This is a genomic window from Paenibacillus sp. plas6, assembly GCF_057221655.1.
On record NZ_CM170151.1, the window covers coordinates 2,015,570 to 2,040,719 of the forward strand.

The following is a 25,150-nucleotide window of genomic DNA, read 5'->3' on the forward strand; positions in this document are numbered from 1 at the left end:
ATAATAGGACTTACGCCTACTAATAGCATTGCCTGATAAAAAGAAGATTAACCCTATCATTCTAGCTTATATACGTTTTATTATACATGAGTTGTGGTTAACAATGCTAATTCTACTAGTCCATAGCACAGCAGATAGCCCTTTCTAGCCTGTAAGCTAAAAAGGGCTATTATTTATGAAGCATGAAATGCTCAGCCAGCATTTCTTTTCCTTTCAATTTTACCAACTCCAGGCCATTTGAAAGTCGCCCACTGCGGCACATAATGATCAATTCTCGTAACAAGCACCGTCATATCATCATGAATTTCTCCATCATGATGGCGTACAACTCTGTCCAGCAAACAATCAGCAATTTCTTGCGGATTATCTGTGCGCAGTTCAGTAATTACTCGCTTCATCCATAGCTCCTTATTAACGGCATAGCCTGGTGCGTCATAGATGCCATCGCTTACCATAATTAATATATCCCCTGCTTGCAATTGCATATGAATAAAATCAACATCAATTTCTTGAATAATTCCTATTGGTAAATTGCTAGCGACAATTGGAATAACTTCATTCCCCCGCTTAATAAAACTTGGCGTCGAGCCAATTTTCAAAAATGTTGTATGTGCAGAATAGAGATCGATAATTGCTAAATCAACTGTTGCATACATTTCCTCTGGTGAACGCAATAGTAAAATAGAATTTACAGACTTTACTGCTAGCTGCTCATTCATTCCTGAGCGTAAAAGCTGTTGTAAAATATTCAGCGCCGCACTGCTTTCTTGGCGGGCACGTTCACCGTTGCCCATTCCGTCACTTATTGCAACCGCGAATTTGCCACTATCCAGCTCCATCATACTAAAGCTATCTCCAGATAATAGATCACCACCTTTAGCTACTCCTGCAACACCAATATCCACTTCAAATTGCTTTGCCGAAGTAAAGACTGCTCTTTGTAAATTATTATGAGGCGAAAGAGCTGTTTCACTTCTTACAGTAATATTTTCACCTAATATTTCACTTAATAGTGGAGCAATAATTTTTCGACATTCTTGAAAGCCTTGATCAAAGGTATGCTGAATTTCGATTTCTACATTGCCAACCTCCAAGCTAATAATATCAATACTATAAATAGACAATCCTAAGGCTTCTACAGCCTGCTTAATTTGCTCTTCTTGACTGTGAAGTGCTTGTCCTTCACGCTTGATTTCGTTCGATAAATCCTCCATCACTTGAGAGACGCCAAGCAATTGGTCTGCTACAAGCCCTTTAAGCTCATGCAGTTGGCGTTGCCATTTATAATTAAGCTGATATAGCTCATACTGGTGACGCATCGCCTGCTGCACCTCCTGCACATGTATACAGTGACTTTGCCATGCTTTCGGTGATTCCTTTAGACCGTGCTGATCTGATTCCATACTGCTCATCATTTCGCTCATCATTTTTCTTGTTTGGAACAGCTTTTCTCCCCAGCAAACCTTTTGGCGATGACAATTGGCGCAACTCTCCTCTGCCACCGCTTCCATAAATTGCGTCACTTGCTCCTCGTGGGTTAGCTCCTTCTCCGTAACATAATTAGGATAAAAGCTATTAGAAAGTGCTTTAAACATCTCTGAAAAATGCATGACTCGTGATGCCGTTGCGTTGCGAATATGCTTGGCATACTCATAGTGTGATTTCGTATGTTCAACCGAACCAGGCACATATTTACTTATCGCGCCAATTATTCCGCGCGGAGTTAATAGTAGTAACAACGCAGCCAGTGCAGATTCCCATACTGAAGTAAACATTTGCTCTTGTGTGCCAATATAGACTGTTAGTATTGTTGATCCTAGCAATAAGCCAAATGCCGCGCCCATCTTGCCACCCTCGCGCAGCAAGCCAGCTAATAAACCTGCGAAGCCCAGCACACCAATTTGCAGTACTGCACTAAAGTCAGCTAGGCTTATAACAAGCCCCGCTATAATTCCAACTGTCGCACCTAATGGCGCGCCACCTGCCATCGCAAAGATTAACAGCATGTAGCGAGACAACACATGCTCGATCGAAATACTTTGAATCGACCAGCCGACGGTTCCTGTCATTACACAAGCCAACAAAATCATGACACAAATAATTTCTTCATTTCTTAATCTGGCAGCTTTGCGAGCTAGTGTTATTACAGGCAAAGCGTGAATAAATACAAGAGTAAACACAAATGCAAGACCAGCTTCAATTAGAACCATCGTTAAGTTATACCAATCAACGACATTTCCAATAAACGCATGGAATAGCTGGACTAAAATGACGGAAATAAATACGATAAGCGGAACCTTGGATATTGACACTTTTTCAAATGCTTGCAAGCCGCGAAACAATAAATAAACAACAAGCAGTTCTAACGCCATCCAGAGCGGTGCTGGCTTAATAGCTAACATGCTACCGAGTACGATTGCAGCTCCTGAGTAAAATGCAACATCCCTTCGCATATAATAGACTACAGCGAAGTAAGCAACTGCAAATGAAATTAATGAATCCAATATAACCGTACGTCCAAGCAAAAAACCGAGTGTAACAAGAACAATATGCCACTTCTTATTCGCAATTTGCTCATACATCGCCTGCATCCATTTGTTTTGCATTAACCGTTCACTAACATTCACTCTTAATAGTGCGCCTTCACTCTTTTTCATCTTTACACCACCATCATTTATTTTCCATACGATTGTGTAACTCTCTATCCGCATCTTCACAATAGACTAGCAGTCTATTACGTAATTACACTATCACTAGACTTAGATTTAATTTCTGGTAGACATGATAGAGTAATTCACTTGTGTTCCTCATTATAGTGGCTTGGACAATCAATGTTTGTCAGATAACGTAAGCCTGAAAAAAGTTTTTTCCGACAAAAACCAAGCTCTTGCAACTGATGTCGGAAGCTTAGCAAATTCAGTTTTTGTAAGGGGTTAAACTTAACATCAGCGAATGCAGCGTATGCTTTGTTTTGTCGCTACAGGCTCAAATTATTGACGAATGATCAAGAGATACAAATCCATATGGTGAAAAGTGGCTAAAAGTTTTCGTTCTAACAAACTCTCGACATCATCCTTTGCAAAATGGCTATCATCGCAGAAAAAGGAACAAAAAAAAGCAGAGCAACATTTGCTCTGCTTATTATATGTTAGGAATGAAATATCATGTCACATGCGCTTTGCGCCACGGCCTCCACGTTTGCCTTCAGTATTCTTTCTCAAAGATGAAATGCGCTCTTCACTATCCTTTAAGAACTTAGACATTTTATCCTCAAATGAAGTTTTTGTGTTACTCGGCTTACCAAAGCCTTGCTTGTTGAATGGACGTCCACTTCGTTCGAAGGAACTATTACCACCAGAACGATTGAATCTATCGCCACTATTCCCACCTGAATGAGATGCAGCTTCTCCTGCTGGACGTTCAACAGCTTGTTTAATCGAAAGGCCGATTTTTCCATCCTTGTCCACATTAATTACTTTCACTGTAACAACATCATCAATTTTCAGGTGATCCTTAACGTCCTTAACGTAGTTATCAGCGATCTCAGAAATATGAACCAGCCCAGTGACACCTCCGGATAAATCTACAAAAGCTCCGAAATTTGTAATACCTGTCACTTTTCCTTCTAATTTGGCGCCCACTTCAATTGCCATAAAATAAAATGTTCCTCTCTTAAAGTATTATTAATTCTCCTGTCAGCTTAGCTAAACAAGAGCTTATATCGTGATTATAACCGAAGGAACGAAATCAGGTCAACAGACAGGCGTCATGGTTATTCACTAAAAATTTGCTGTTCGCCCTCTTTGAGCATACCTTGTTCTTTTGTTGCAAGCTGACTCATATACTCAGGGTCATTGAGCAGCATTACTTGATTTTTTAAACCATCTATCTCCTGCTGTAATTGATTGCGTTCATTTTGCAGTGTCATTAGTCTTTCATTCAAGCTATCTTTTTGATTCATTTGATTAATTAACGTATAAATCGTCCAGCCTGCAAACGCCACAATGAGAAATAGCCATATTCTTAATCTACGCTTTGTTCCAGCTTGTACAGTTTTTGCTTGCACCATGTGCTACTCCCTCCTTAACCATGACGGCAGCTTATTCTTTACCACCTGCCATGATTGACGTAGCCTATCGCTGATCTGAAGGCTTTGCCAATATGGAGACAGTTTTCTCCATAGCGGCTTCGTGATCGGTGACAATATCCATAGCAGCAACTTTACGATAGGACGTAGTAATTGTAGCACAAATTTACCAATTCCAATAGTGAGCTTAGTCCCAAGATTGAAAAAATAATGGAGTACTGCCCATATGAACAAGAGCGGTTTCACAACGGTGTAATGGAAAATATTAATGATTAATGCCACTAGCCATTTGACTGCGGCTATCATCCAGTGGGTTAGCTTAACTGTAAATTTGCTAAATAACCAGTAATAAAGCAATGCCCCTAAAGCTAGTCCGATAAATACATATGCACGTACCTCGCCATTATTACTTGCATATAGCATTCTAAATACGAGAATAGCCGAGACGATCCAATATACTAGATCTAGCAATGAAAGCGTCCAACGCGGGAATTTTAGCTCAGTGGATACAACCCGATAGCCATCAAATAAAATTCCCATGCCGATCCCAGACATCAGCATGACGCCTAGTGTTAACCATTGAATACTTAGACTCATTTGAATAGCTTACCTAATAAGCCTTTGCCTTTATTGGCAGTGGCTCCATCAGAATAGGCGAGTGATTGGATCATACCCTCTATTGAAACTAACCCCTGCTCAAGACTTAAATGTTTCATGTGCAAATTATGCCCCGTAACCGTCAACATCCCTAGCTCTGTATTCAGTAAAAATAATTGGCTATCAAAGCTTTCTACCTTTGTTACACCAGTAAGCTCCAATAGCTTACGATTAGTGAGCTTTAGCTCTTGCTGTTTAGGCTTCTTGTGCAGTTCCGACATAGACTCGTCCTCCACTTCCATTAATCTCCTTACTTAAACGTATGGAGCTGGAGGCAAATTTAGAACAGTAAACCAATAAAAAAAGAGGCTGGGACAAAATAACCCAGCCTAACTAAAAACGGCGGTGACGTTTACGAAAGTAAAATGTCATCGCCGTTAAATTTTTAAACACAAAAGGAACACCATCTGTTAAAATTTTAGTACTCCTACAAAAACATTAAAGAAGGTGTTCCTTATGTACAAACAGTATAACATGAACCAATTAGTTTTGCCTCTAAATTTAGAAGTTAAATTAAATGAAAAAGATATTGCGTTTGCCATTCATCATTTGGTCGAAAGTATTCCCGATGAAGCGTTTCGTTCGTTTGTTCGTCGTGATGGTTGTCCATCCTATCATCCTCGCATGATGCTCAAGATCATTCTATGTGGCTACACCCAATCTGCCTTTTCTGGTCGTAAAATTGAAGCTCTAACGAAAGACAGTATTCGGATGATGTGGTTGGCACAAGGCTACGAACCTTGCTACCGCACAATCAATCGTTTCCGTGTTCATCCTGAGATGAAGGAATTAATCCGCCAGTGCTTTGTTCAATTTCGCTCGAAGTTAGTAGAAGAAAAGATCATTCACCAAGAAGCGATTTTCATTGATGGTACAAAGATTGAAGCGAATGCCAACAAGTTTACGTTTGTATGGAAAAAAGCCGTGGACAAGCATCATACTCGTCTAATCGAGAAGTCGAATCAATTGTACAACGAGTTATTGGAACAAAAGATTATTCCAGAGCTCGAACATGAGCAGGAACTCTCTACGGAAAACTTGTTGGAGATCGCAGAACACCTCGAACACGTGGTTGAAAGCTATACAGAAAAGATGGAAGCATCCGAAAATACGAGCGAACGAAAGCAATTACGAAGCAAGCGTAAAGTGCCAAAACAAATGCTCAAGCAAGTCCGTGAATGGATTGAACGAAAGAAAAAATACAAGCAGCATCAACAACAGTTTGGAGATCGAAACAGCTATTCGAAAACCGATCCGGATGCGACGTTTATGCGGATGAAAGATGACTATATGAAGAATGGTCAGTTAAAGCCTGGATACAACGTACAAATTGCGACAGAAGGACAATATACACTGGCGTATGGGATCTATCCTAATCCAACAGACACGAAGACGCTCATTCCTTTTCTTAATGAAATTGAAAACCAATACTTCGACTTACCTACCTACATCGTGGCGGACGCAGGCTATGGAAGTGAACAAAACTATGAGGATGTCATCACCAATCGCAAGCGTGTTCCATTGATGAAGTATACGATGTATGAGCGCGAACAAAAGAAGAAGGTAAAGAACGATCCCTTTCAACCGAGAAACTGGCAGTACGATACGGAGGAAGATCGATATACCTGCCCTAATGATCAATATCTCACCTTTCAACGCTATGCTACTCGTAAAGATAAAGGCGGGTTCCAACGTCAGTTTAAGATCTATTCATGTTCGGATTGTACAGGCTGTTCCTTCCGAACAAGCTGCACAAAGGCAGGAGAAGGACGAAATCGACAACTGTTAATAAACGATCGTTGGGAACAACAAAAAATATATGTACAAGAACAGCTTTCAGAAGAAAAAACAGGTGAACTCTACCGTCAACGTAAAATCGACGTAGAGCCAGTTTTTGGATTCTTGAAGGCTAATTTAGGTTTCACTCGTTTTTCAGTTCGTGGAAAACGAAAAGTAGAACATGAGATAGGACTAGCCTTAATGGCAGTAAATTTAAGAAAATATGTGTTACGAACGTAGACGAGTACAGAGAAAATAGAACTTAAAATAGGAAAAAGGTGAAATCCACTTGCGGATTTCACCTTTTTCTTGCTTTAGAGACTAGTTATGTCCCAGCCTCTTTTCTGTCTATTCCCAATCTAGAAGATTTTCTTTTGGTCTAGCTTCTTCTTTCAGCAAGGTATACATTCCAGCAGCTTCATCTTTGCGTGAGGTTTCAGCAATTCGCTCTACTCTAACCGTCACGATTTTTTGACCGTATTGGATTTGCAGTTCATCACCGACCTTCACTGTACTGCTTGCCTTAGCCTCGCGACCGTTAATCCAAACCCGCCCTTGCTCGGACACGTCCTTTGCTACCGTACGACGCTTAATGAGTCTTGATACCTTGAGAAATTTATCAAGTCGCATCGTATTACTTAATTGCTTCTTTCAACTTGTTACCAGCTTTGAAAGCAGGAACTGTTGATTCAGGAATTGTTATATCTTCACCTGTTTGCGGGTTGCGACCTACACGGCTAGAACGTTTACGAGTTTCGAATGTACCAAAGCCAATTAGTTGAACTTTATCACCTTTAGCAAGTGCTTCAGTTACTTCAGAAATAAAACCATTAATTACAGTTTCAACGTCACGTTTAGTTAGACCATTTTTTTCAGAAATGTTATTGATTAGATCTGTTTTGTTCATTAGCTATATTCCTCCCGACAATATATACGTAGTTTGGGGCTAGCGCCATTAGTGAGGGCCAGTATGTACGTCCTGTTCTCACGAAGATTAATAATTCAACTAAAGTTTACAAAATCCTTCTTGCCTCTATTAAAATTTTACAAGATTTGCTGAATTAACAGTCTTTTTGACGACTTTAGTCTAATATTAGTCTTTTTGAACTACGACTTTAGAATGCTAAATCCAGTAGTTTTATGATTGTTCGCTCTGCTTCTTGGCCTCTTCCCACCATTGATCCATCTCTATTAGATTAGTATGGTCAAAGCTTTTACCATTTATACGAAGCTGCTCTTCAATATATTGAAATCTAGATTTAAATTTAAGATTCGTTTGTGCTAGACAAGCTTCAGGATCGGCTTCAATAAAACGAGAAGCATTAATTACAGCAAATAGCAAATCACCTAGCTCAGCAGCTTGCTTATCTTTATTGCCACTAGCAATTTCTGCTTTAAGCTCCTCTAACTCTTCTGCAATTTTATTAAGTACAGGATCAATCTCATCCCAGTCAAAGCCAACTTTTGCAGCCTTTTTCTGCAGCTTATACGCCGTTAAGAGCGCTGGTAAATCTTTTGGAATACCATCTAGCACAGAAGGACGTTTATCGGCAATTCCGTTTTTCTCCTGCTCCTTCGCCTTCATTGCTTCCCAGTTTTTTAGTGCTTCCTCAGCATTACTAGCAGCATTATCACCAAATACATGAGGATGACGATAAACAAGCTTTTCGTTTAATGTTTGTAGCACATCATAGACGGAAAAACTGCCGACCTCTTCTTCCATCTGACTATGCAACATAATTTGCAATAATACATCGCCAAGCTCCTCCTGCATTGCTTCCGGATCGTCAGCATCGATTGCCTCTAACGCTTCATATAACTCTTCGATAAAGTTTTTACGAATCGACTGATGCGTTTGCTCCATATCCCATGGACAGCCGCCTGGACTACGTAAAATGTTTACAATTTCATGCAAACGATCAAACGTACGATTGCGCAATGCGTCATCTGTGGAGCGCGGTATATAAATAACTGATAAATTGTGATAACCGTCAATTCGATCCAGCTCGTAAATTGGCAGCTTTACAATTTGCTGCTGACCTTCTACCCCCAGAGCATGACCAACGATTACTTCGTAATCATCAGGATAACGCTCCATTAATGCCAGCTTAACATCAGAAGCAGTGTACTGGTCATATACTTGACCAATTAACGTATGCAGCTCTGGTTGCAAATGACTTGGTTTCAAATTCGTAGCGTCTAGTAAACAAAAACCCTCTATTGGATCAAATTTGAGCGCACTAAATGCAGCATCTAAAAAGCTTTCTCCGCCACGTATCGTTAACTGAATACCTTCGGCCTCACAACGTTTTAAAAGCTGCTGCACGGTGCTTTCTGCTACCATTGGATGACCTGGCACCGCGTAAATGATATGAGCAGTTTCTTTATCACCAAACTTATTTACGTTTGCAATTAATGTTTCAACGATTTCCTCATATACCGCTGGAAAATTACTATGCTTTTCATAAACATCATCAAAACTTTGATAAGCGATCCCTTCCTCATCGAGTGACGATACTACAGGATGATGCTTTGTGCGAAGATATATAGTATTTGCTGACTTTAGCAGCTTCCAAATGCCAAGTGTAAGCTGATCTGCACTGCCTGATCCTAATCCAACAACTGTAATCTGTTTCACTTTACCAACTCCTCCGTTCTCTAGGTTAAGCTTGCTCAAATTTTATTTGGTGCATACGAGTTGTCCAACATTTATCCTAACTCTTTCCATTCCTTGCTGTTTAGCGTGCGACTTAGTAACAAAATAATGCCATAGACAATTGCCCCTGCGCTAACCGTCACTAAACTATAAAAAGTCATATCAATTCTTGTTTGTAGCTCTGTCCACCACAATTGCTTAAACAGCTGCAACACAACCCACATTATTGCTATTCCGACGATAACTGTAACAAATGGAGTGAGGATCTCTCGATAAAAACGTCTAGTTGCCTTTTCATAGCCAAGCTGCATCCTTGTCGCCGTGCGATAGAGCATCCAGCAGCCAAGCAAAGCTGGAATGAATAGAGCTAAATTGGCAGCAATGGCTGCACCTTTAATCCCATATTGCGGAATAAGCAAGTAATTCAATCCGATTTTTCCTACTGCCCCGATAAGCAGCAAATAAACCGGCAACCTAACGATTCCAGCACCCTGCAATAGCGGAGCAAGTACTGCTAATAAACTGCTGGCAACAGCAGTAAGCGCCAATAAACGAAAGGTTTCAATACCTGCACTATCCACATAAAGCATAATATTAATCGGCTCGGCTAACAAAAATAATCCCGCTGCCGCTCCACAGCTAACTAGCCATGTCGTACGATGAATAAGCAGCAAGCGCCTGCCTAATAATTGTTTGCTTGTACCAGCACTTGCTTGCTGCAGCCAGCGCGGTAAAAAACCTGCTGCCAATGCTGCAAGCAGCATAGATACAAGCTGGATAAGCGGCTGAATCCGACTATATTGTCCATATAACGTCATCACCTCGGCCATATTTGCTCCGCTCGCTCCTAATAAACGAGGTATCGTAAAAGAGTCGACAACCGCAACAATCGGTACTACAATCGCTCCTAGCGCTGTTGGCAATGCTAAGCGTAATAGTTTAAATGCCTCCTGCCTCCACGCTGAATGCAGCTGACGTATACGATAACGGCGAGGCTGTCGCATACTAAACCAAACTAACGCAGCGAAAGCACCGATTACAGAACCCCACATCACTGCTGTGGACATTGTTGAATCGCTCCAATTAAGTTGCAAACCCAGCCATAAGAGCAGCACCATACAAGTAACCCGTACAAGCTGTTCAATTAATTGTGAAATAGAAGATGTTTTGGCATCGTCGATCCCTTGATAATAACCACGAAAAACAGCAATGCTTGGCGTAAGGAAAAGGGCAATTGCCAATACTCGCAAAGAACCGCTTACTTCCTCATATCCAATCAGCTTTCCAAACAAAGGAACTAAAGCTAGCATCATAAGTGCAATAATAAACGAGGCAATACTGCTTAAGAGTAAAGCTATCCTAAATGTGTTCTCTTGTTCCTGTCGTTGTTGACCTGCTATGTAAGATGCTAACGCTGTTGGAATGCCTGCAACCCCCAAAGCCATCATCATTTGATAAATTGGATAAACGATATTATAAATTCCAAATACAGAATCTCCCGCTAAATTTTGCAGCGGTATTTTTTGCAGCACACCAATTAGCTTTGTTAAGAGTGTAGCTGCCGTTAACCATAAAGCACCAAACCCTGTAAGCTTTCGCCATTTACTCAAGTGATGATCACGTACTTTCCTATAACTCGATTTTTTACATCCTCCATTATAGGTGAAAAAAGCTTCCTCTGCCATCTAACCAATAATAGCTGAGGAAGCTTATATGTTTCACGTGAAAAATGTCGACTACTGCTCCATCTGCTTGGCCAAAAACGCTGCTGCTGTTTCCGCCATTTTTTGCTCTAGCTGTCCAATTTTTGAACTTTCGTCCTTGCTGATGATAACAACTGTTCCTATAGGGTCTCCGCCTGCAATAATAGGGGCCGCAACATACGAACTATAATTTTCATGATGGTCCTTAATAATTTCATAGTTGCCAGCGTTAGCTTCAATTTGTGTCTTACGATTTTCCATGCAGGCTTCAAGGATACTACCAATCGGACGATCAAGCAATTCTTTCTTTGATGCACCTGCTACTGCAATGATGGAATCACGATCTGAGATCACTGTTGTATGTCCTACGCTTTCAAATAAGGATTCCGCATACTCCTTGGCAAAATCACCAAGTTCGCCAATTGGAGAATATTTTTTTAAGATAACCTCACCATCGCGATCAACAAAAATTTCTAATGGATCTCCTTCACGAATCCTTAATGTGCGGCGAATTTCCTTAGGAATAACAACACGACCTAGATCATCAATACGACGAACAATACCAGTAGCTTTCATCCTATATACCTCTCTTTCATATCGTTTAACATGGCCTGGAATGCCCTTGTATAAAAACCTAAATGTACAATTAGAGTTTTAGACCGCGCCGATTATGCCAGCAATGACAGCTATAACAAGCCAGCTGATAACTAGCGCTTCGTTCAATGACCAATGTACTTTTTCAAATTGGACAGCTTCTTATTAACTGTTACAGCGCAGTCAAAATCTGAATCTGACCATAGTATTTATCCTACATTGTCATCTTATACATAATGAGTAATGAATTTTAATTAGTTCCAAACAGTCTGACCGTCCACATTAGACTATTTCCTGCAAAGTTTGTGATCAACCGCCCAATCATAACTTCTTATTCATAACTCCTTATTTTCCGCAATAAAAAACTGCCCTCCCATAGACTGTTGTAAGTCTAATCGAGGGCAGCTCATGTCTAATTTTTAGCTGCTAACCATCTTTAGTAATTATTGCGCAGCATTATCAGTTGCTTCTGGTTCTGCAGCTCCTTCATCGCTTGCTGCATCGTTACCAGCATTTTCTGAACCGTCAGTGCCTTCTGTGCTGTCTGTTCCTTCAGTGGACTCAGTGCCTTCAGTAGCGTCTGTTCCTTCTTTATCTTCTACTGGAGGTAAATTAATGTTTAATTCCAAGCCAGGAAGCTCGTCCGTAATAAATTTATTCATTACATCATTCGACAACACATAACGAATCATATCAATTGTTGTTTCTGGTAGACTTTCGAAGTCTAAAATATCACGTCCTTCAACCATAATAACGTGATAACCGTCAGCAGCTAACACAGGTTCATCAATTTGGTTAAGCTCTTGTGTATAAGCTGCTTGCTTCACCTCGTCATACCATCTCCCGCCAAAATAATCGGTATATACACCGCCGCTGTCTTTAGTGGTTGTATCGTCAGAATATTCCTTGGCTAACTCTTCCCAACTGCCGCCAGCCTCCAGCTTTTGTTTAACCTCTTGTGCACGTGCCAAAGCTTCTGCTTCCGTACGCGTCACTGTGTCACCAGTAGTTGCATCTTGCACAGAAAGATTAACAACAATTTGACGAATATCAAATAGCGTATAATCCGCTTTATTTTCTTCGTACTCAGCCTTCATCATCTCATCAGTAATTTGTGATTCAATGTACTTTGTAGCTGCGCTTCCCATCAAAAAGAAAGTTGCTACATCATTACGAGTCAAATCGTAGCTTTCCAGTTGCTCTTTAAGATCCATACCGCTGCTTTCCATACTTTCTTCAAATTGAGAGAAGCTTGTTAATGCCTCTTCCTTAGCAGCATCCTGTTGCTCCTGAGTTGCGCGACCAGCTAGTACTTTATAAATAACGTATTGCTCTAGCATATATTCACGGTAGCCTTCCATATCAAGAATAGATGGATCCATACCTTGGGAAAAGGCTAGAGATGATTTGAATTTGTTGAATTCAAGATCGGTTACTTTTCCGTCCTTATATGTAGCAACTTCCTCACCGCCTGCTGCCTCAAAGCTTATTTCTGGGTTAAGCTTATCATTGTCCTTGCCGCATCCTGCCAGCAAGCTGATTGCCATAATACCCGAAACCATCAGCATTAGCCATTTACTACGTTTCTGTTTCTTAGCTGTAAAATTGTAAAGCATGTGTAAGCCCCTTTCAAAAATTAGAATCTGCTACCCATTGTAGCAGATTCCTAAGCTAAAAAGCCAATTCTAAGAAGGTATGCTTCTTTGAACAGCGTCTTCTTTCTGTAAAACATCAAGATAATCGAACAAAAACTTTTCTGTAAGATAAAGCTTTTGCTCCATCGTCAATCCTTTTCCTCGTAAATCAACATAGTACGGATTTTCATCATCACGTGCCTGCTTGAAACGATTTTCCAGCTTTAAGCACAGCTTATCAATTTCTTTACGAATTGATTTTTTCTTCGGTGCGCTATCAAACACAAGACGAAAATCATCGTTGCGGCTACTGATGCTAACAATTCCTAAAGTCGAACCTAGCACTTTTAAACGAGCAACTGTCATTAGATTTAATACAGGCTGCGGTAAATCTCCAAAACGGTCTATTAATTCGCCTATTAAATCGTCAGATTCCTCTATCGTTGTAATTGACGCTGTTTTCTTATAAATTTCAATTTTTTGAATACTATCATAAATGTATTCGCTTGGTAAATAAGCATCTACACTTAAATCGATGTTTGTCGTAATAGGTTTCTTCTCTTCGACTTCCTCGCTGCCCATTTGTAGCTTTCTAAGCTTAATTTCTTCAGCAAGCATTTGCGAGAACATCTCAAAACCAACAGAGGCAATAAAGCCGTGCTGTTCTGCACCGAGCAGATTCCCTGCACCACGAATCGCAAGGTCGCGCATGGCAATCTTAAACCCTGAACCAAGCTCGGTAAATTCTTTAATTGATTGTAGACGTTTTTCTGCAACTTCAGTTAACACCTTATCACGTTGATAGGTGAAATAAGCATAAGCAATTCGATTAGAGCGCCCGACACGTCCACGCAACTGATAAAGCTGAGATAGTCCCATTTTATCGGCATCATGAACAATTAACGTATTTACATTAGGGATGTCGACGCCAGTTTCGATAATTGACGTACTAACCAAAACATCTGACTCTCCGTCTAGAAAGTCAAGAATCGTTTTTTCCAACTCCTGCTCACTCATTCTACCATGAGCCACGGTCACTCGAGCATCTGGTACAAGCGCACTTATTTCCTCTGCCATCTGATAAATACCTTGTACGCGATTATATAAGTAATATACCTGTCCGCCTCGTGCTAGCTCACGCTCAATCGCTTCACGAACAAGCGCCGGACTATGCTCTAACACATAGGTTTGCACAGGGAAGCGATTCTCTGGAGGAGTTTCGATAACGGATAAATCACGAACCCCCAACATTGACATATGTAGTGTACGAGGAATTGGCGTAGCAGTTAATGTTAGCACATCGACGCTTGTTTTCAGCTTTTTCAGCTTTTCCTTATGCGTCACGCCAAAGCGCTGCTCTTCATCGACAATGACTAAGCCAAGAGAAGCAAATACAATATCTTGAGATAATAGTCGGTGTGTTCCAATTACTACATCAACCGTTCCATTTTTTACGCCTTTAATTGTTTCATTCTGCTCTTTGCGTGAACGGAATCGACTCAGTACTTGTACATTTATCGGATAACCATTAAACCGCTCCTTAAACGTCTCATAATGCTGCTGAGCAAGAATCGTTGTCGGAACCAATACAGCTACTTGCTTACCCTCCATAGCAGCTTTAAAGGCTGCTCGTATCGCTACCTCTGTTTTCCCATAACCAACGTCGCCGCATAACAAACGATCCATTGGTCTTGGCTTTTCCATATCGCGCTTAATTTCTTCAATAGCTCTTAACTGATCAGCTGTCTCCTCATATGGAAACATCGCCTCAAATTCCTTCTGATAAACTGTATCAGGTGCGAATGCATAGCCTGGAGTTGCTTGACGTTCAGCATATAGCTTAATTAGATCATCAGCAATATTTTGAACTGATGCACGTGCTTTATTTTTTGCCTTCGTCCATTCACTGCCGCCAAGCTTATTAATTTTTGGCTCCTTATCCTCTGATCCAACATACTTCTGAATAAGGTCTACCTGCTCTACAGGAACAGATAACTTGTCACCACCTGCATAAACAATATGCAGGTAATCACGATGAATGCCGCCTATTTCTAGCGTACCGATACCTACGTATTTACCGATACCGTGGTTTTGATGAACAACGTAATCACCAACTTTAAGCTCAGTATAGCTTTTGATGCGCTCCGCATTATCAAGCTTTTTATCGACACGTCTTACTTTACGCTGCTTTTGTGTGAACATTTCCCCTTCAGTGATGACGACAAGGTTAGAGGACGGCATTTCGAAGCCCTGCTGCAAGTTTCCTTCCAGCAAAGTTGGTATATGAATACTGTAATCCTCCAGCACTCGACGCATCCGCTCTAGGCGCTCTTTATTTCCAGCAAGCATAAATATATGACTGCCATGTTTATGCCAACGCTCCATTTCTGACTTCAACACATTCATTTGTCCATGGAAGTTTTGCATAGTACGAGTTGTTATATTTACGATATTTTGTGGCTGTGTATGCGGAATTTGCTTTAAAAATAATTGTAAAAATAGCGTTGGGTACGGCCGATGCTGTAAGATGTCATTCGTATCGCGTGCAAGTACTAGACTCGGCAACGATTTGCCGTTTTGCAACAGATGTAAGTTCCACTCTGTTTCATCACGTTCAAGCTGCCTTGCCGTCTCAATTAATCGGCTAGGTTCATCTAACACTAGCAGCATGTCTTTAGGCATATAATCAAGAATTGTCTGCTTTTCTGGATAGAGCAAGGAAATATATTTATATATTTCTGAAAAATAGATTCCTTCTTTTAACTTGCCAAGCTCAGACTCTATTTCCTCGCGCAGCCTTTCTTTTGCTGTGCGATCATTCATTTTGTCTAGTTGAGCCTCTAAAAGGTTAGCACCATGTCTTGCTGCTGTTACCATTCGTTCTTTGGTGGCAAGAATTTCTTGAGCAGGTGTAACGGTATATTGCTGCAAGCGATCCACTGTGCGCTGATCTGTTGTATCAAAGGTTCGAATAGAGTCTATTTCATCGCCAAACCATTCTACACGAATCGCTAGCTTTGAAGTCAGCGGATAAAAGTCAATAATCCCGCCTCTCACACTAAATTCGCCCTTCGTTTCTACCATATCTGCTCGAGAATATCCTAACTCAACTAGTTTATTTATAAACTGCTCCGTTGATAGCTCTTCGCCAACAGCAATCGAAAGTTCAGCTTCAATAATCGCTTCTTTTGTAGGTAAATAGCGACGTATTCCTGAAAATGGAACGACAACAATCCCGCGAAAGCCTTTAGCTAGCGAGATTAACACATCCATACGCTGTGCCAGCGTTTCAGGACTAGATATAGCTGCCTCAGCAGCCACTAATTCATTTGCTGGATAAAGCAGCACTTGTTCACTCGATAAACATTCTTGTAAATCTTCTGCTATTTTTTGAGCTGAAAACATATTATGGGTTACGACAAGCAACGGCTTACCTAGCTGTTGCTGCAAGGCAGCAAGAAACACCTGACGTGAGGAACCTGCAAGTCCAGATACCATTTGCTCTTTCATGCCTTTTGCGTAACCAGTAACAACAGATTTTAATTCTGAATCCTCATTAATTAAATCAATTAGCGCTTTCAAAGCGTAGAGGCACCTCATTTCCTAGCTACAAGAGTGCTCAACTCATGCTGTAACCATGTTTTCCTAAACTGCACAACAAGCCATCCATAAACATCACTGTTTTATGGACGGCCCCTAAAACTTGATTGATTGTCACTATTGTAAAGGATTGTTTACTAGATTGAGTTCAGGGTTGCTGTTTAATGCTTCGTTACAATAATCGCAAACTAAATGCACGACAAGATGACCATGCTCATTGTAAGTTACCATCTCTTGACGTTCAGCAGCGGTCAAAGAATGAAGACCTAACTGCTCCTCGGAAACCCCGCCATTAATGGAGCCTATCTCGGTTTTGCAATATCTGCAAATATAGTTTACAGCCATGTTATGCCTCCTGAAGATCATTTATACCTTCAGTATGCCCATTTCTACTCAATCTATTACTTATTATTATACTTACCCATTGTATCCTGAAAATGATGCGTTAAGCTATATTCTATCGCATCACATGCATGATTAATCATAGCTGATAAAGCTTCTTGCTCTTGTTTAGAGAAGTTGCTCAGTACATAGTCTACAATAGCAAATCCAGGCTCTGGTCGAGAAATTCCCATACGCACACGATTAAAGTTTTGTGTATTCAAATGAGCGATAATTGATTTTATACCGTTATGACCGCCTGCACTTCCTTGATAGCGCAGACGAATTTTACCAATCTCTGTGTCCATATCGTCATAAACAATTAGCCCATCATCAATTTCTTGCTTGTAATAATCAAGAAAGGCTCGTACAGACTCCCCAGATAGGTTCATAAACGTCATCGGTTTAATAAGAGCGACCTTTACACCGGCAACATGTCCTTCGCCAATTAACGCTTTGCATTTGTTCTGCGTAACACTGATATTCCATCTGCGAGCAAGCTCATCAATGACCATAAAACCGACATTATGTCTTGTTTTTTCATATTTGGAGCCAGGGTTGCCTAAACCTACAATCCATTTCATTTTGCTTGCGCTCCTCTACTTCGATTCCTTCTTCGCTCTAGCTCTCGCTCTAATTTTTTCAGCATAGCTTGGTTTATTTTCTTGACGTTGACGCGCAATAGCCAGATCACCAGCAGGTACATCCTTCGTAATAGTAGATCCTGCTACTACATAGGCTCCTTCACCAACTTTAACCGGTGCAACTAAGTTAACATTGCTTCCGATAAACGCTCCGTCACCAATTTCAGTTTTGAACTTATTAATGCCATCGTAGTTTACTGTAATTGCCCCGCAGCCAATATTGACATCTTTACCTACAGTAGCATCCCCTACATAGCTAAGATGAGAAACTTTACTGCCGTCGTCAAGCGATGCATTTTTTAACTCAACAAAGTCGCCGACTTTGCAATTTTTACCTACTTTACTTCCAGGGCGCAAGTAAGCAAAAGGTCCGATGCTGCTTCCTTCATCAACTGTTGCTTGATCAAGTACAGAATGCTTCACTTGTACTCCATTAGCAATTACGCTATTTGTAATATCAGATTGAGGACCAATGACACAGTCTTCACCAATTGTTGTATTACCGCGCAAAATAACTCCTGGATAAATAACAGTGTCTGCGCCAATTTTTACATCAGCTTCGATATAGGTTGAAGCTGGATCAATAATTGTTACCCCATTGATTAAATGCTGACGATTTATTCGCGCGCGCATTAAGCTTTCTGCTTCAGCTAATGCGACACGGTCATTAACGCCAATCGCTTCTGCTAGATCAGTTGTATTATAGCCTTGTACAACATCCCCTGCTGCTTTTAAGATGCTAATAACATCAGTTAAATAATATTCACCTTGGGCATTGTTATTGTTAATTTTACTAAGAGCTGCAAACAGCTTTTTATTATCAAAGCAATAGGTACCCGTATTAATTTCACGCACTGCTGCTTCCTCTGGCGAACAGTCCTTTTGCTCAACAATTTTTTCAACAAAGCCCTCGCTATTACGAATAATTCGACCATAACCTGTTGGATCTTCAAATGTTGCAGTTAAAATTGTTGCCCCTGCTCCACTTTGTTGATGAAGCTCTAGCATTTGCTTAATTGTGCTGCTTTTGACGAGCGGTGTATCGCCGCAAATCACAATCGTTGTTCCCTCTTCATTTCCAAGCAATGCTTCTGCTTGTTGCACTGCATGACCTGTTCCAAGCTGCTCCTCTTGTTTAACAAATTGTGCTTTGTCTCCAATATAAGCCATTACTTGCTCTGCTCCGTGGCCAACCACGACAACAATACGCTCACTATTCGCTTCTTTTACTGTATCTAAAACATGGCCTACCATAGGTTTTCCGCAAACATGATGAAGAACTTTATATTGCTTAGACTTCATTCGTTTGCCTTGACCTGCTGCCAATATGATTGACATTAATTTCATAAGACACACTCCTTTGTCATTTAACCCACAACACTATATATCATTATACAAAAAAAGAAAAGAGAGCGTTAGCTCTCTTCTCCCCCTTGGTAATCATTGTACTTTTGAATAAGTTATACAACTTCTTCGATTGCAACTTCTTCAGCTGCACGCTCGTATTCTGCCAATACAGCAGATTGAATCTTCTCTCTTGTAGCAGAAGAGATCGGATGAGCGATATCGCGGAATTCTCCGTCTGGAGTACGCTTACTAGGCATTGCGACAAACATACCGTTGTTGCCATCGATTACACGAATATCATGAACAACAAATTCGTTGTCAATCGTGATAGATGCGATTGCCTTCATACGTCCTTCAGAGTTCACGCGGCGGAGTCTTACATCTGTAATTTGCATTGTGTTCACCACCTTTGTCTATTGGAGACTTGGTGTATAATTCCACATTTCAAATCCAAATCCTCCTTGTTTTTTGGAAAATTTTATTGTTTTTTTAAAAAATTTTTTAGCATAATAGAATTATCGCCGCTTTTCGACAATTTGCGATGATTTAGCTTAACTATCGACAAAATCGACTATCTCTGAACTAGCTCTATTTTTTCTTCAAACAGTGCTCTTAATTTCTTTTTTTAGCAAAATTAAGCAAAATAATTTCCAGGTACTACTTCAGCCTGCTTTGTTTTTAAATCAATCGCAGTTAATTTAGCTAATGACACATAGTCTTGTAGTAGTCGTTCCTCATGCTCAATTCCACCGGCTTCTACAAAAACTCCAACTCCAGCCACCGTTGCATTAAATTCATGAAGTAAATCAATCATGCCTTGAATAGTTCCGCCAACCTTCATAAAATCGTCGATAATTAGTACGCGAGATTGTTCTTTTAACGCTCGTCTTGCTAGAGACATTGTCTGTATCCGCTTCGTTGACCCAGATACATAGTTGATGCTCACTGCTGATCCTTCGGTCACTTTATTATCTCTTCTAACAATAACAACAGGAATATTCATACAAGCTGCTGTAGCATAAGCAAGAGGAATTCCTTTTGTCTCAACCGTCATAATAATATCAATTTCCCGATCTGCAAAAGCAGTAGCAAACATTTTACCTATATCAGCTAACAACTCGGGCTGACCTAGCATGTCTGTCATATACAAGTAACCACCGGGAAGCACACGGTCAGGTTGTTGCAGCATCTTACATACCCGCTCTATAATAGCAAGTGATGTACCTTTTGGCATCATCGGCTTGAATTTTACACCACCGGCAGCACCCGCCAATGTGTGGAGTTGACCTATGCCCTCCTCCTCAAACACTTCTTTAATTATTGCAAGATCCTCACTAATGGATGATTTTGCAGATTGATAACGCTCTGCGAAGGCGGTCAAAGAAATCAACGTATGGGGATGAGCAAGCAAGTACTGTGTCATTTCTACAAGCCGTGAGCTACGCTTTAATTTTTTCAACGCATTCTCTCCCCTTAAATCCGAATATTATAAAGTAAATATTACATAATTATACGGATTTAATCAAGTTTTTTGCGTCAAACATCATCCGTAAGCTTTCAAAATTCTATTTTTTAGCCACAACAAAAAAGCTCAGGCTAGATGAAAGCAATTTTGGAGCGCAGCGTACGCAGTTCGCACGTGAGCACCGCAAATTTCCGCTGAATTCAAAATTCGATGCCGACTTTACTGCAACGCTCCTCTTCGTCATCACCTTTAAGCTACATCTACTTTAAGTCAGCATACGCACTACATATACCTCTTTACAAAACCCACGCAATCCATTGTAAATTCGCGACAGCTTCGCCTGCTTACTCACTAGACCAAAAACTGTTGGACCGCTACCCGACATTAATACACCGTCAGCTCCAAGCCGTATCATACTTTCCTTAAGCTGTCTTACCTCAGGATATAAATTCAGCGTAACCTGCTCCAAAACATTGCCAAGAGAATTACACATTGAATTAAAGGATCCCGCTTCTAAAGCAGCAATCATTTCTGATACTGAAGGATGCTTTTCAACTTTGTTTACTCTAAAGCGGCCGTAGACATCGGCTGTAGAGACGTTTATCGGAGGCTTAGCAAGTACAACCCAGCATTGCGGAGGGTTAGTAATTCGCTCTAGCTTTTCTCCTCTTCCAGTAGCTAGCGCTGTACCTCCAGTTACACAAAAAGGCACATCTGAGCCAAGCTCTGCTCCTAATTGGCATAGCTCCTCTTCAGAAATACCAAGTTTCCATAAACGATTTAATCCTCGCAATGTTGCGGCAGCATCGCTGCTACCACCTGCTAAACCTGCAGCAACCGGAATTTTTTTATCAAGATGAATATAAACTCCTTGCTTTACGCCATAGCGCTCTTTAATTAGCTGTGCTGCCTGAAAAGCTAAGTTTTTTTCATCCAGTGGAATATAGCCAACTTGTGAGCTTATAATAATTTGGTCGCGAGCTAATGGTTCCATTTCCAATCTATCAGCCAAATCAACCATCGTCATAATCATTTCAACTTCATGGAAACCGTCTTCTCGCTTGCGTAAAACATCTAATATTAAATTGATTTTGGCTGGAGCCTTTTCATAAATTTTCATTATTCCCTGTTCACCCGTCCATTTTAGCATAGGTACATTATAACAAAGGAATAAAAGAAAAGCTAAGGCTTGCACACATCATGCCTGCAAACCTTAGCTCTTATCATTACTGCTTAGCATTGCGCGCTGCAGCTTCTTCAGCCATTTGAATTGCACGTTTAACAATATTGCCTGCATCCTTTGCTTTAATCGCTCCCCAGCCATGTTGCTCAACGGTTGGCAGGATGCCAAGCTCACGGGCAATTTCTAGCTTTAGCTGTTCAGACATTACTGATTTCCGTCTACCCATGCTTAAGCCCTCCTAAAACTCAATACTTAACTAATACACACAATAGCGTGCAAGTTACACTGAGTTTATTTTGAAAAAAAAGTATAGACCTAGTATGTGCTACAAGGAAGCAGCAATGCATTGCAATTTCAGGAAAAAAATAAGACGCAAACAATCGCGTCTTTATATACTTTCAATCATGTTATCTATACAATACGTGAATCTAGGTTATTGCTGAATATGAGCAATACGAATTTGTCCCTCGTCATTACATACTGTAACTTCTACCGATTCCGTTAGTATATCTGCATAGCTATAGGACACGCGTTTAAATGCGTGCTGATCTTCATCAAGTTTCACGATGAAGACAGAAGGGTAGGTTTCTTCTAACGTGCCAGTACGCTCAACTGTCTTGCGTCGACCACCATTTGCTCGTAGCATAATTTTTGAACCAACATGAGATTCTAAACTACGTTTTATATCCAATAGCGCATTTTTTGCCATTGCGACTACCACCTCTTTCCTAGTACATTATAACGAAAAAAGGGGGTCTTGTCAAATTAGCAAAATATTATATCAGCCGAATATATTTCTTGTCAACGGGTAAAATATACTTTTCAAACATTTTTTATAAATTCCGATAAATCATCGTTAGTTAGCCTTTTATCCGTGGAATCGTGGACGTGGATAACCGACACGATACCGTCCAAATGTTTCAATGCCGCCTACTCCATCAATCCCACTAATTGAATTTGAAACGAGCTCCGGTAAGTCGATAACATCTCGTAGTGGCGTATAGCTGGCTTTAATCGCAATATATACAGGATCTAAGGCATGAATTAATATTCTGCCTGGCGAGCTAGCAAAATTTGCTCCTGCGTGCAGAAGTGCCTCATAATGAGATTGACATGCTCCTGCAACAACAATCAAACTATCACGATTACGCTCATATTCCCTTGCAATACGGACAGCATTAACGAAGTGCTGAGAGTTTTTATAACTGCTTAAGCTTGTCAAATCAACACCTTGGCGGTTTTTCAGCACGCCATCATGTCCTGTAATTACAACAATATCGGGTTCATATTGCGGTAATAAATGAATTAGAGCATCCGCCATTTTTGATTCACTAACAAAGTATCCTTCAGCTGGTACCTTCATAGCTTCATACAACTGCATGCTCTTTTTTAAGTAATTGGCATCTCCATCTAGATGCAATACTTTACCTGGCCATTCAAAATATAAACTATCCTCATCGCTGCCTGTTCTCTCCTCAAAATGCGGTTTGTATTCTGGCAAACGATCTATTGTAGCATGCATCTGTCTAAAGGCTCGATTCATACGATGACGCACCATACTCGAATGATAGCGATATGCTGAATCATGTATAGACATTAAGTCATGTATTGGCGCATCCGCCAACAGACGATAATCTAAGCCCTTTAATATGACATTTTCACTTTGCAACAGTTCAATGCGAAAAATAACATCTCCGCCATAGGATTGACGAACGACAAGATCACCTTGCTTCATAGGCTAATCACCTCTTCATCTATCGTATGGATGATCAAGAGGAATGGTGCTTACTTATCGTTCAAACGAAAAGAAAATCTATTTCACAAGACCAGACGCATTTAATGCCTCGCTTAGCTTTGCATACTCTTCAAGACTTAACGTTTCTCCCCGACGTCCCGGATCAATTCCAATCCTATCTAAAAGCTTCGTAAGCTGCTCGCGTTGATCTTTTCCAGTTAGCATCAATAAGTTGTTAATTAAAGTTTTACGTCGTTGGGCAAATGCACTTTGCACCACTCTAAAGAAAAATGCTTCGTCTTCAACTTGAACGGCAGGCTGTTCACGTAAAGTAAGCTTTATTACCGCAGAATCAACATTAGGTTGCGGGATAAACACGGTATGCGGAACTGTACAAACCACTTCTGTTGTACAGTAGTACTGCACTGCAATGGACAGGCTGCCATAATCTTTACCGCCTGGTTTGGCTGCCATTCGCTGTGCAACTTCCTTCTGAATCATAACAACAATATGCTCAAGCGGCAACTTTTCTTCTAGCAGCTTCATCAAAATCGGGGTAGTTACGTAATATGGCAAATTAGCAACGACACTTACTTTATCATAGCCACTAAATGACTCAGAAAACAGCTTTTTTAGATCGAGCTGCAGTACATCACCATGTACGACGTTAACATGCTGCTCATCCTGCAAAATTTCTTCCAGTATCGGAATAAGACGTTGATCAATTTCAATCGCAGTTACTTTACCTGCTGCTTGAGCTAGTCGTTGAGTCAATGCACCAATTCCTGGTCCTATTTCGAGCGCGGCTTTTTCCTTGCTTAATTCAGCAGCGTTCACAATTCTTGTTAAAATATTGCTATCAATCAAAAAATTTTGTCCTAAGCTTTTTTTGAATGAAAATCCATGCTTTTGAATAATTTCTTTTGTTCGCTTCGGTGTTGACACCTCTAATTGTTTCATACGTCGTTTTCCTCCAGCCTATAGCCTAATTGGTCAACTGCTGCATAGAATTCTGCTTTTGTAATACTAAAGCTTGTACAACGCTTAAAAAACTGTTTTCCATTTGCATAACCAATGCCTAACAGCTTACCGAGCTGCAGACGTCGTTCTGAAGCCTGAGGATGGACGAGGAGCCCTGCTTTCATTAAATCATCAAGAGTGATTTCTCCCTCAATGTTGTCCGTTTCCGTACGTAATGACGACAATGCTTGACGAATCGCTTCAGGGCTCGCATTTTCAATTCCAATATCCCCTTTGTAGCTAGCAAGCTCTTGCGGTAAAAACGCATGCTTGCAGCCTGGTGCATGGCTTGCTACAATTTTGCGAATTCGTTCTCCCGCATGATCAGGATCTGTAAAAATAATAATACCGCGTCGTTCATTGGCTAATTTAATACGAGCTAGCACATCTTCTCCGATCGCAGAACCATTTGTTTCAATGGTATCCGCTTCTACAGCACGCTTAATTGCTACGGTATCATCTTTGCCTTCTACAACGATTACTTCTTTTATCAACCTTATTTCCACCCTTCTATCAGGCCCAATGTATAACCTTCTCATCTAGTATAGCCGATAGGTGTCACGAACATAAATAACTGCCTTAAATACGCCTGTTTGAAAAAAGATTAGCGTACACAAAAAGACGCTTCCTTTCGCCACATATTCTGTAGCTTAGGAGGCGTCATA

At 40.6% G+C, this 25,150-nt stretch carries 24 protein-coding genes; 1 reads left to right on the forward strand and 23 read right to left on the reverse strand.

Going from position 1 to position 25,150, the window contains the following annotated elements:
• Positions 1-191: 191 nt before the first annotated feature.
• The 5 genes from spoIIE to yabP form a co-directional block, all read right to left on the reverse strand.
• Positions 192-2,657: a stage II sporulation protein E gene (spoIIE, locus tag AC2TDL_RS09035; protein ID WP_484700484.1), complete on the reverse strand. Its 2,466-nt coding sequence runs from the start codon at positions 2,655-2,657 to the stop codon at positions 192-194.
• A gap of 510 nt (positions 2,658-3,167) precedes the next feature.
• Positions 3,168-3,653, reverse strand: a complete 486-nt coding sequence (locus tag AC2TDL_RS09040) for a S1 domain-containing RNA-binding protein (protein ID WP_484700486.1) — start codon at positions 3,651-3,653, stop codon at positions 3,168-3,170.
• 119 nt (positions 3,654-3,772) lie between these two features.
• Positions 3,773-4,069, reverse strand: coding sequence for an FtsB family cell division protein (locus tag AC2TDL_RS09045; protein WP_484700488.1), 297 nt, complete (start codon positions 4,067-4,069; stop codon positions 3,773-3,775).
• Between the two features lie 3 nt (positions 4,070-4,072).
• A complete protein-coding gene (gene yabQ / locus AC2TDL_RS09050; protein ID WP_484700490.1) occupies positions 4,073-4,684 on the reverse strand; it encodes a spore cortex biosynthesis protein YabQ in 612 nt (203 codons plus the stop codon).
• Positions 4,681-4,965, reverse strand: a complete 285-nt coding sequence (gene yabP, locus AC2TDL_RS09055; RefSeq protein WP_484700492.1) for a sporulation protein YabP — start codon at positions 4,963-4,965, stop codon at positions 4,681-4,683. The genes yabQ and yabP overlap by 4 nt, the downstream gene beginning before the upstream one ends.
• A 235-nt stretch (positions 4,966-5,200) precedes the next feature.
• Here yabP and AC2TDL_RS09060 point away from each other — a divergent pair, with 235 nt between their 5' ends.
• Positions 5,201-6,763 (forward strand): IS1182 family transposase, encoded by a 1,563-nt coding sequence (locus AC2TDL_RS09060; RefSeq protein ID WP_484697438.1) that lies wholly within the window; start codon positions 5,201-5,203, stop codon positions 6,761-6,763.
• A 108-nt stretch (positions 6,764-6,871) separates the two neighbouring features.
• Here AC2TDL_RS09060 and AC2TDL_RS09065 read toward each other — a convergent pair whose 3' ends face one another.
• From AC2TDL_RS09065 to rnmV, 18 genes are all read right to left on the reverse strand, one after another.
• Positions 6,872-7,153, reverse strand: a complete 282-nt coding sequence (locus AC2TDL_RS09065) for an RNA-binding S4 domain-containing protein (RefSeq protein ID WP_484700494.1) — start codon at positions 7,151-7,153, stop codon at positions 6,872-6,874.
• Between the two features lie 4 nt (positions 7,154-7,157).
• Entirely contained in the window at positions 7,158-7,430 is a 273-nt protein-coding gene (locus AC2TDL_RS09070; RefSeq protein WP_484700499.1) for an HU family DNA-binding protein, read from the reverse strand.
• Positions 7,431-7,661: 231 nt separating this feature from the next.
• Positions 7,662-9,161, reverse strand: a complete 1,500-nt coding sequence (gene yabN / locus AC2TDL_RS09075; protein WP_484700501.1) for a bifunctional methyltransferase/pyrophosphohydrolase YabN — start codon at positions 9,159-9,161, stop codon at positions 7,662-7,664.
• Positions 9,162-9,232: 71 nt separating this feature from the next.
• Entirely contained in the window at positions 9,233-10,789 is a 1,557-nt protein-coding gene (locus AC2TDL_RS09080) for a putative polysaccharide biosynthesis protein (RefSeq protein WP_484700503.1), read from the reverse strand.
• 126 nt (positions 10,790-10,915) lie between these two features.
• The gene (spoVT, locus tag AC2TDL_RS09085; RefSeq protein ID WP_484700505.1) at positions 10,916-11,458 is read right to left on the reverse strand and encodes a stage V sporulation protein T; all 543 of its coding nucleotides are present in this window, start codon (positions 11,456-11,458) and stop codon (positions 10,916-10,918) included.
• A gap of 461 nt (positions 11,459-11,919) precedes the next feature.
• Positions 11,920-13,092, reverse strand: coding sequence for a peptidylprolyl isomerase (locus AC2TDL_RS09090; protein WP_484700507.1), 1,173 nt, complete (start codon positions 13,090-13,092; stop codon positions 11,920-11,922).
• Positions 13,093-13,161: 69 nt separating this feature from the next.
• The gene (gene mfd / locus AC2TDL_RS09095; RefSeq protein ID WP_484700509.1) at positions 13,162-16,710 is read right to left on the reverse strand and encodes a transcription-repair coupling factor; all 3,549 of its coding nucleotides are present in this window, start codon (positions 16,708-16,710) and stop codon (positions 13,162-13,164) included.
• 117 nt (positions 16,711-16,827) lie between these two features.
• Positions 16,828-17,055: an anti-sigma-F factor Fin gene (locus tag AC2TDL_RS09100; RefSeq protein ID WP_484700511.1), complete on the reverse strand. Its 228-nt coding sequence runs from the start codon at positions 17,053-17,055 to the stop codon at positions 16,828-16,830.
• 56 nt (positions 17,056-17,111) lie between these two features.
• Entirely contained in the window at positions 17,112-17,675 is a 564-nt protein-coding gene (gene pth, locus AC2TDL_RS09105; RefSeq protein ID WP_484700513.1) for an aminoacyl-tRNA hydrolase, read from the reverse strand.
• Positions 17,676-17,690: 15 nt separating this feature from the next.
• Complete coding sequence (gene glmU, locus AC2TDL_RS09110; RefSeq protein WP_484700515.1) at positions 17,691-19,082, reverse strand: bifunctional UDP-N-acetylglucosamine diphosphorylase/glucosamine-1-phosphate N-acetyltransferase GlmU; 1,392 nt, start codon at positions 19,080-19,082, stop codon at positions 17,691-17,693.
• Between the two features lie 113 nt (positions 19,083-19,195).
• Entirely contained in the window at positions 19,196-19,477 is a 282-nt protein-coding gene (spoVG, locus tag AC2TDL_RS09115) for a septation regulator SpoVG (protein ID WP_213520565.1), read from the reverse strand.
• 239 nt (positions 19,478-19,716) lie between these two features.
• Complete coding sequence (gene purR, locus AC2TDL_RS09120; protein ID WP_484700518.1) at positions 19,717-20,541, reverse strand: pur operon repressor; 825 nt, start codon at positions 20,539-20,541, stop codon at positions 19,717-19,719.
• Between the two features lie 271 nt (positions 20,542-20,812).
• Positions 20,813-21,667: a 4-(cytidine 5'-diphospho)-2-C-methyl-D-erythritol kinase gene (gene ispE, locus AC2TDL_RS09125; RefSeq protein WP_484701114.1), complete on the reverse strand. Its 855-nt coding sequence runs from the start codon at positions 21,665-21,667 to the stop codon at positions 20,813-20,815.
• A 106-nt stretch (positions 21,668-21,773) separates the two neighbouring features.
• On the reverse strand, positions 21,774-21,956 hold the full coding sequence (locus tag AC2TDL_RS09130) for a small, acid-soluble spore protein, alpha/beta type (protein ID WP_484700520.1): 183 nt from the start codon (positions 21,954-21,956) through the stop codon (positions 21,774-21,776).
• A gap of 207 nt (positions 21,957-22,163) precedes the next feature.
• Positions 22,164-22,439, reverse strand: coding sequence for a biofilm formation stimulator Veg (gene veg, locus AC2TDL_RS09135; protein ID WP_484700522.1), 276 nt, complete (start codon positions 22,437-22,439; stop codon positions 22,164-22,166).
• Between the two features lie 159 nt (positions 22,440-22,598).
• Positions 22,599-23,465 (reverse strand): sporulation peptidase YabG, encoded by an 867-nt coding sequence (gene yabG / locus AC2TDL_RS09140; protein ID WP_484700525.1) that lies wholly within the window; start codon positions 23,463-23,465, stop codon positions 22,599-22,601.
• 78 nt (positions 23,466-23,543) lie between these two features.
• Positions 23,544-24,425, reverse strand: a complete 882-nt coding sequence (gene rsmA, locus AC2TDL_RS09145; RefSeq protein ID WP_484700527.1) for a 16S rRNA (adenine(1518)-N(6)/adenine(1519)-N(6))-dimethyltransferase RsmA — start codon at positions 24,423-24,425, stop codon at positions 23,544-23,546.
• Positions 24,422-24,979 (reverse strand): ribonuclease M5, encoded by a 558-nt coding sequence (rnmV, locus tag AC2TDL_RS09150; protein WP_484700529.1) that lies wholly within the window; start codon positions 24,977-24,979, stop codon positions 24,422-24,424. The genes rsmA and rnmV overlap by 4 nt, the downstream gene beginning before the upstream one ends.
• Between the last annotated feature and the right edge of the window lie 171 nt (positions 24,980-25,150).

What these genes read in the sequence shown, in the direction of transcription:
- AC2TDL_RS09040 (WP_484700486.1), bottom strand. Translation starts at nt 3,653, where the DNA reads ATGGCAATTGAAGTGGGCGCCAAATTAGAAGGAAAAGTGACAGGTATT.
- spoVG (WP_213520565.1), bottom strand. Translation starts at nt 19,477, where the DNA reads ATGCAAATTACAGATGTAAGACTCCGCCGCGTGAACTCTGAAGGACGT.
- pth (WP_484700513.1), bottom strand. Translation starts at nt 17,675, where the DNA reads ATGAAATGGATTGTAGGTTTAGGCAACCCTGGCTCCAAATATGAAAAA.
- AC2TDL_RS09060 (WP_484697438.1), top strand. Translation starts at nt 5,201, where the DNA reads ATGTACAAACAGTATAACATGAACCAATTAGTTTTGCCTCTAAATTTA.
- spoVT (WP_484700505.1), bottom strand. Translation starts at nt 11,458, where the DNA reads ATGAAAGCTACTGGTATTGTTCGTCGTATTGATGATCTAGGTCGTGTT.
- AC2TDL_RS09070 (WP_484700499.1), bottom strand. Translation starts at nt 7,430, where the DNA reads ATGAACAAAACAGATCTAATCAATAACATTTCTGAAAAAAATGGTCTA.
- veg (WP_484700522.1), bottom strand. Translation starts at nt 22,439, where the DNA reads ATGGCAAAAAATGCGCTATTGGATATAAAACGTAGTTTAGAATCTCAT.
- spoIIE (WP_484700484.1), bottom strand. Translation starts at nt 2,657, where the DNA reads ATGAAAAAGAGTGAAGGCGCACTATTAAGAGTGAATGTTAGTGAACGG.
- AC2TDL_RS09090 (WP_484700507.1), bottom strand. Translation starts at nt 13,092, where the DNA reads ATGCTTTACAATTTTACAGCTAAGAAACAGAAACGTAGTAAATGGCTA.
- yabP (WP_484700492.1), bottom strand. Translation starts at nt 4,965, where the DNA reads ATGTCGGAACTGCACAAGAAGCCTAAACAGCAAGAGCTAAAGCTCACT.
- mfd (WP_484700509.1), bottom strand. Translation starts at nt 16,710, where the DNA reads ATGAGGTGCCTCTACGCTTTGAAAGCGCTAATTGATTTAATTAATGAG.
- AC2TDL_RS09100 (WP_484700511.1), bottom strand. Translation starts at nt 17,055, where the DNA reads ATGGCTGTAAACTATATTTGCAGATATTGCAAAACCGAGATAGGCTCC.
- yabQ (WP_484700490.1), bottom strand. Translation starts at nt 4,684, where the DNA reads ATGAGTCTAAGTATTCAATGGTTAACACTAGGCGTCATGCTGATGTCT.
- glmU (WP_484700515.1), bottom strand. Translation starts at nt 19,082, where the DNA reads ATGAAATTAATGTCAATCATATTGGCAGCAGGTCAAGGCAAACGAATG.
- AC2TDL_RS09045 (WP_484700488.1), bottom strand. Translation starts at nt 4,069, where the DNA reads ATGGTGCAAGCAAAAACTGTACAAGCTGGAACAAAGCGTAGATTAAGA.
- ispE (WP_484701114.1), bottom strand. Translation starts at nt 21,667, where the DNA reads ATGAAAATTTATGAAAAGGCTCCAGCCAAAATCAATTTAATATTAGAT.
- yabG (WP_484700525.1), bottom strand. Translation starts at nt 23,465, where the DNA reads ATGAAGCAAGGTGATCTTGTCGTTCGTCAATCCTATGGCGGAGATGTT.
- rsmA (WP_484700527.1), bottom strand. Translation starts at nt 24,425, where the DNA reads ATGAAACAATTAGAGGTGTCAACACCGAAGCGAACAAAAGAAATTATT.
- AC2TDL_RS09065 (WP_484700494.1), bottom strand. Translation starts at nt 7,153, where the DNA reads ATGCGACTTGATAAATTTCTCAAGGTATCAAGACTCATTAAGCGTCGT.
- AC2TDL_RS09130 (WP_484700520.1), bottom strand. Translation starts at nt 21,956, where the DNA reads ATGGGTAGACGGAAATCAGTAATGTCTGAACAGCTAAAGCTAGAAATT.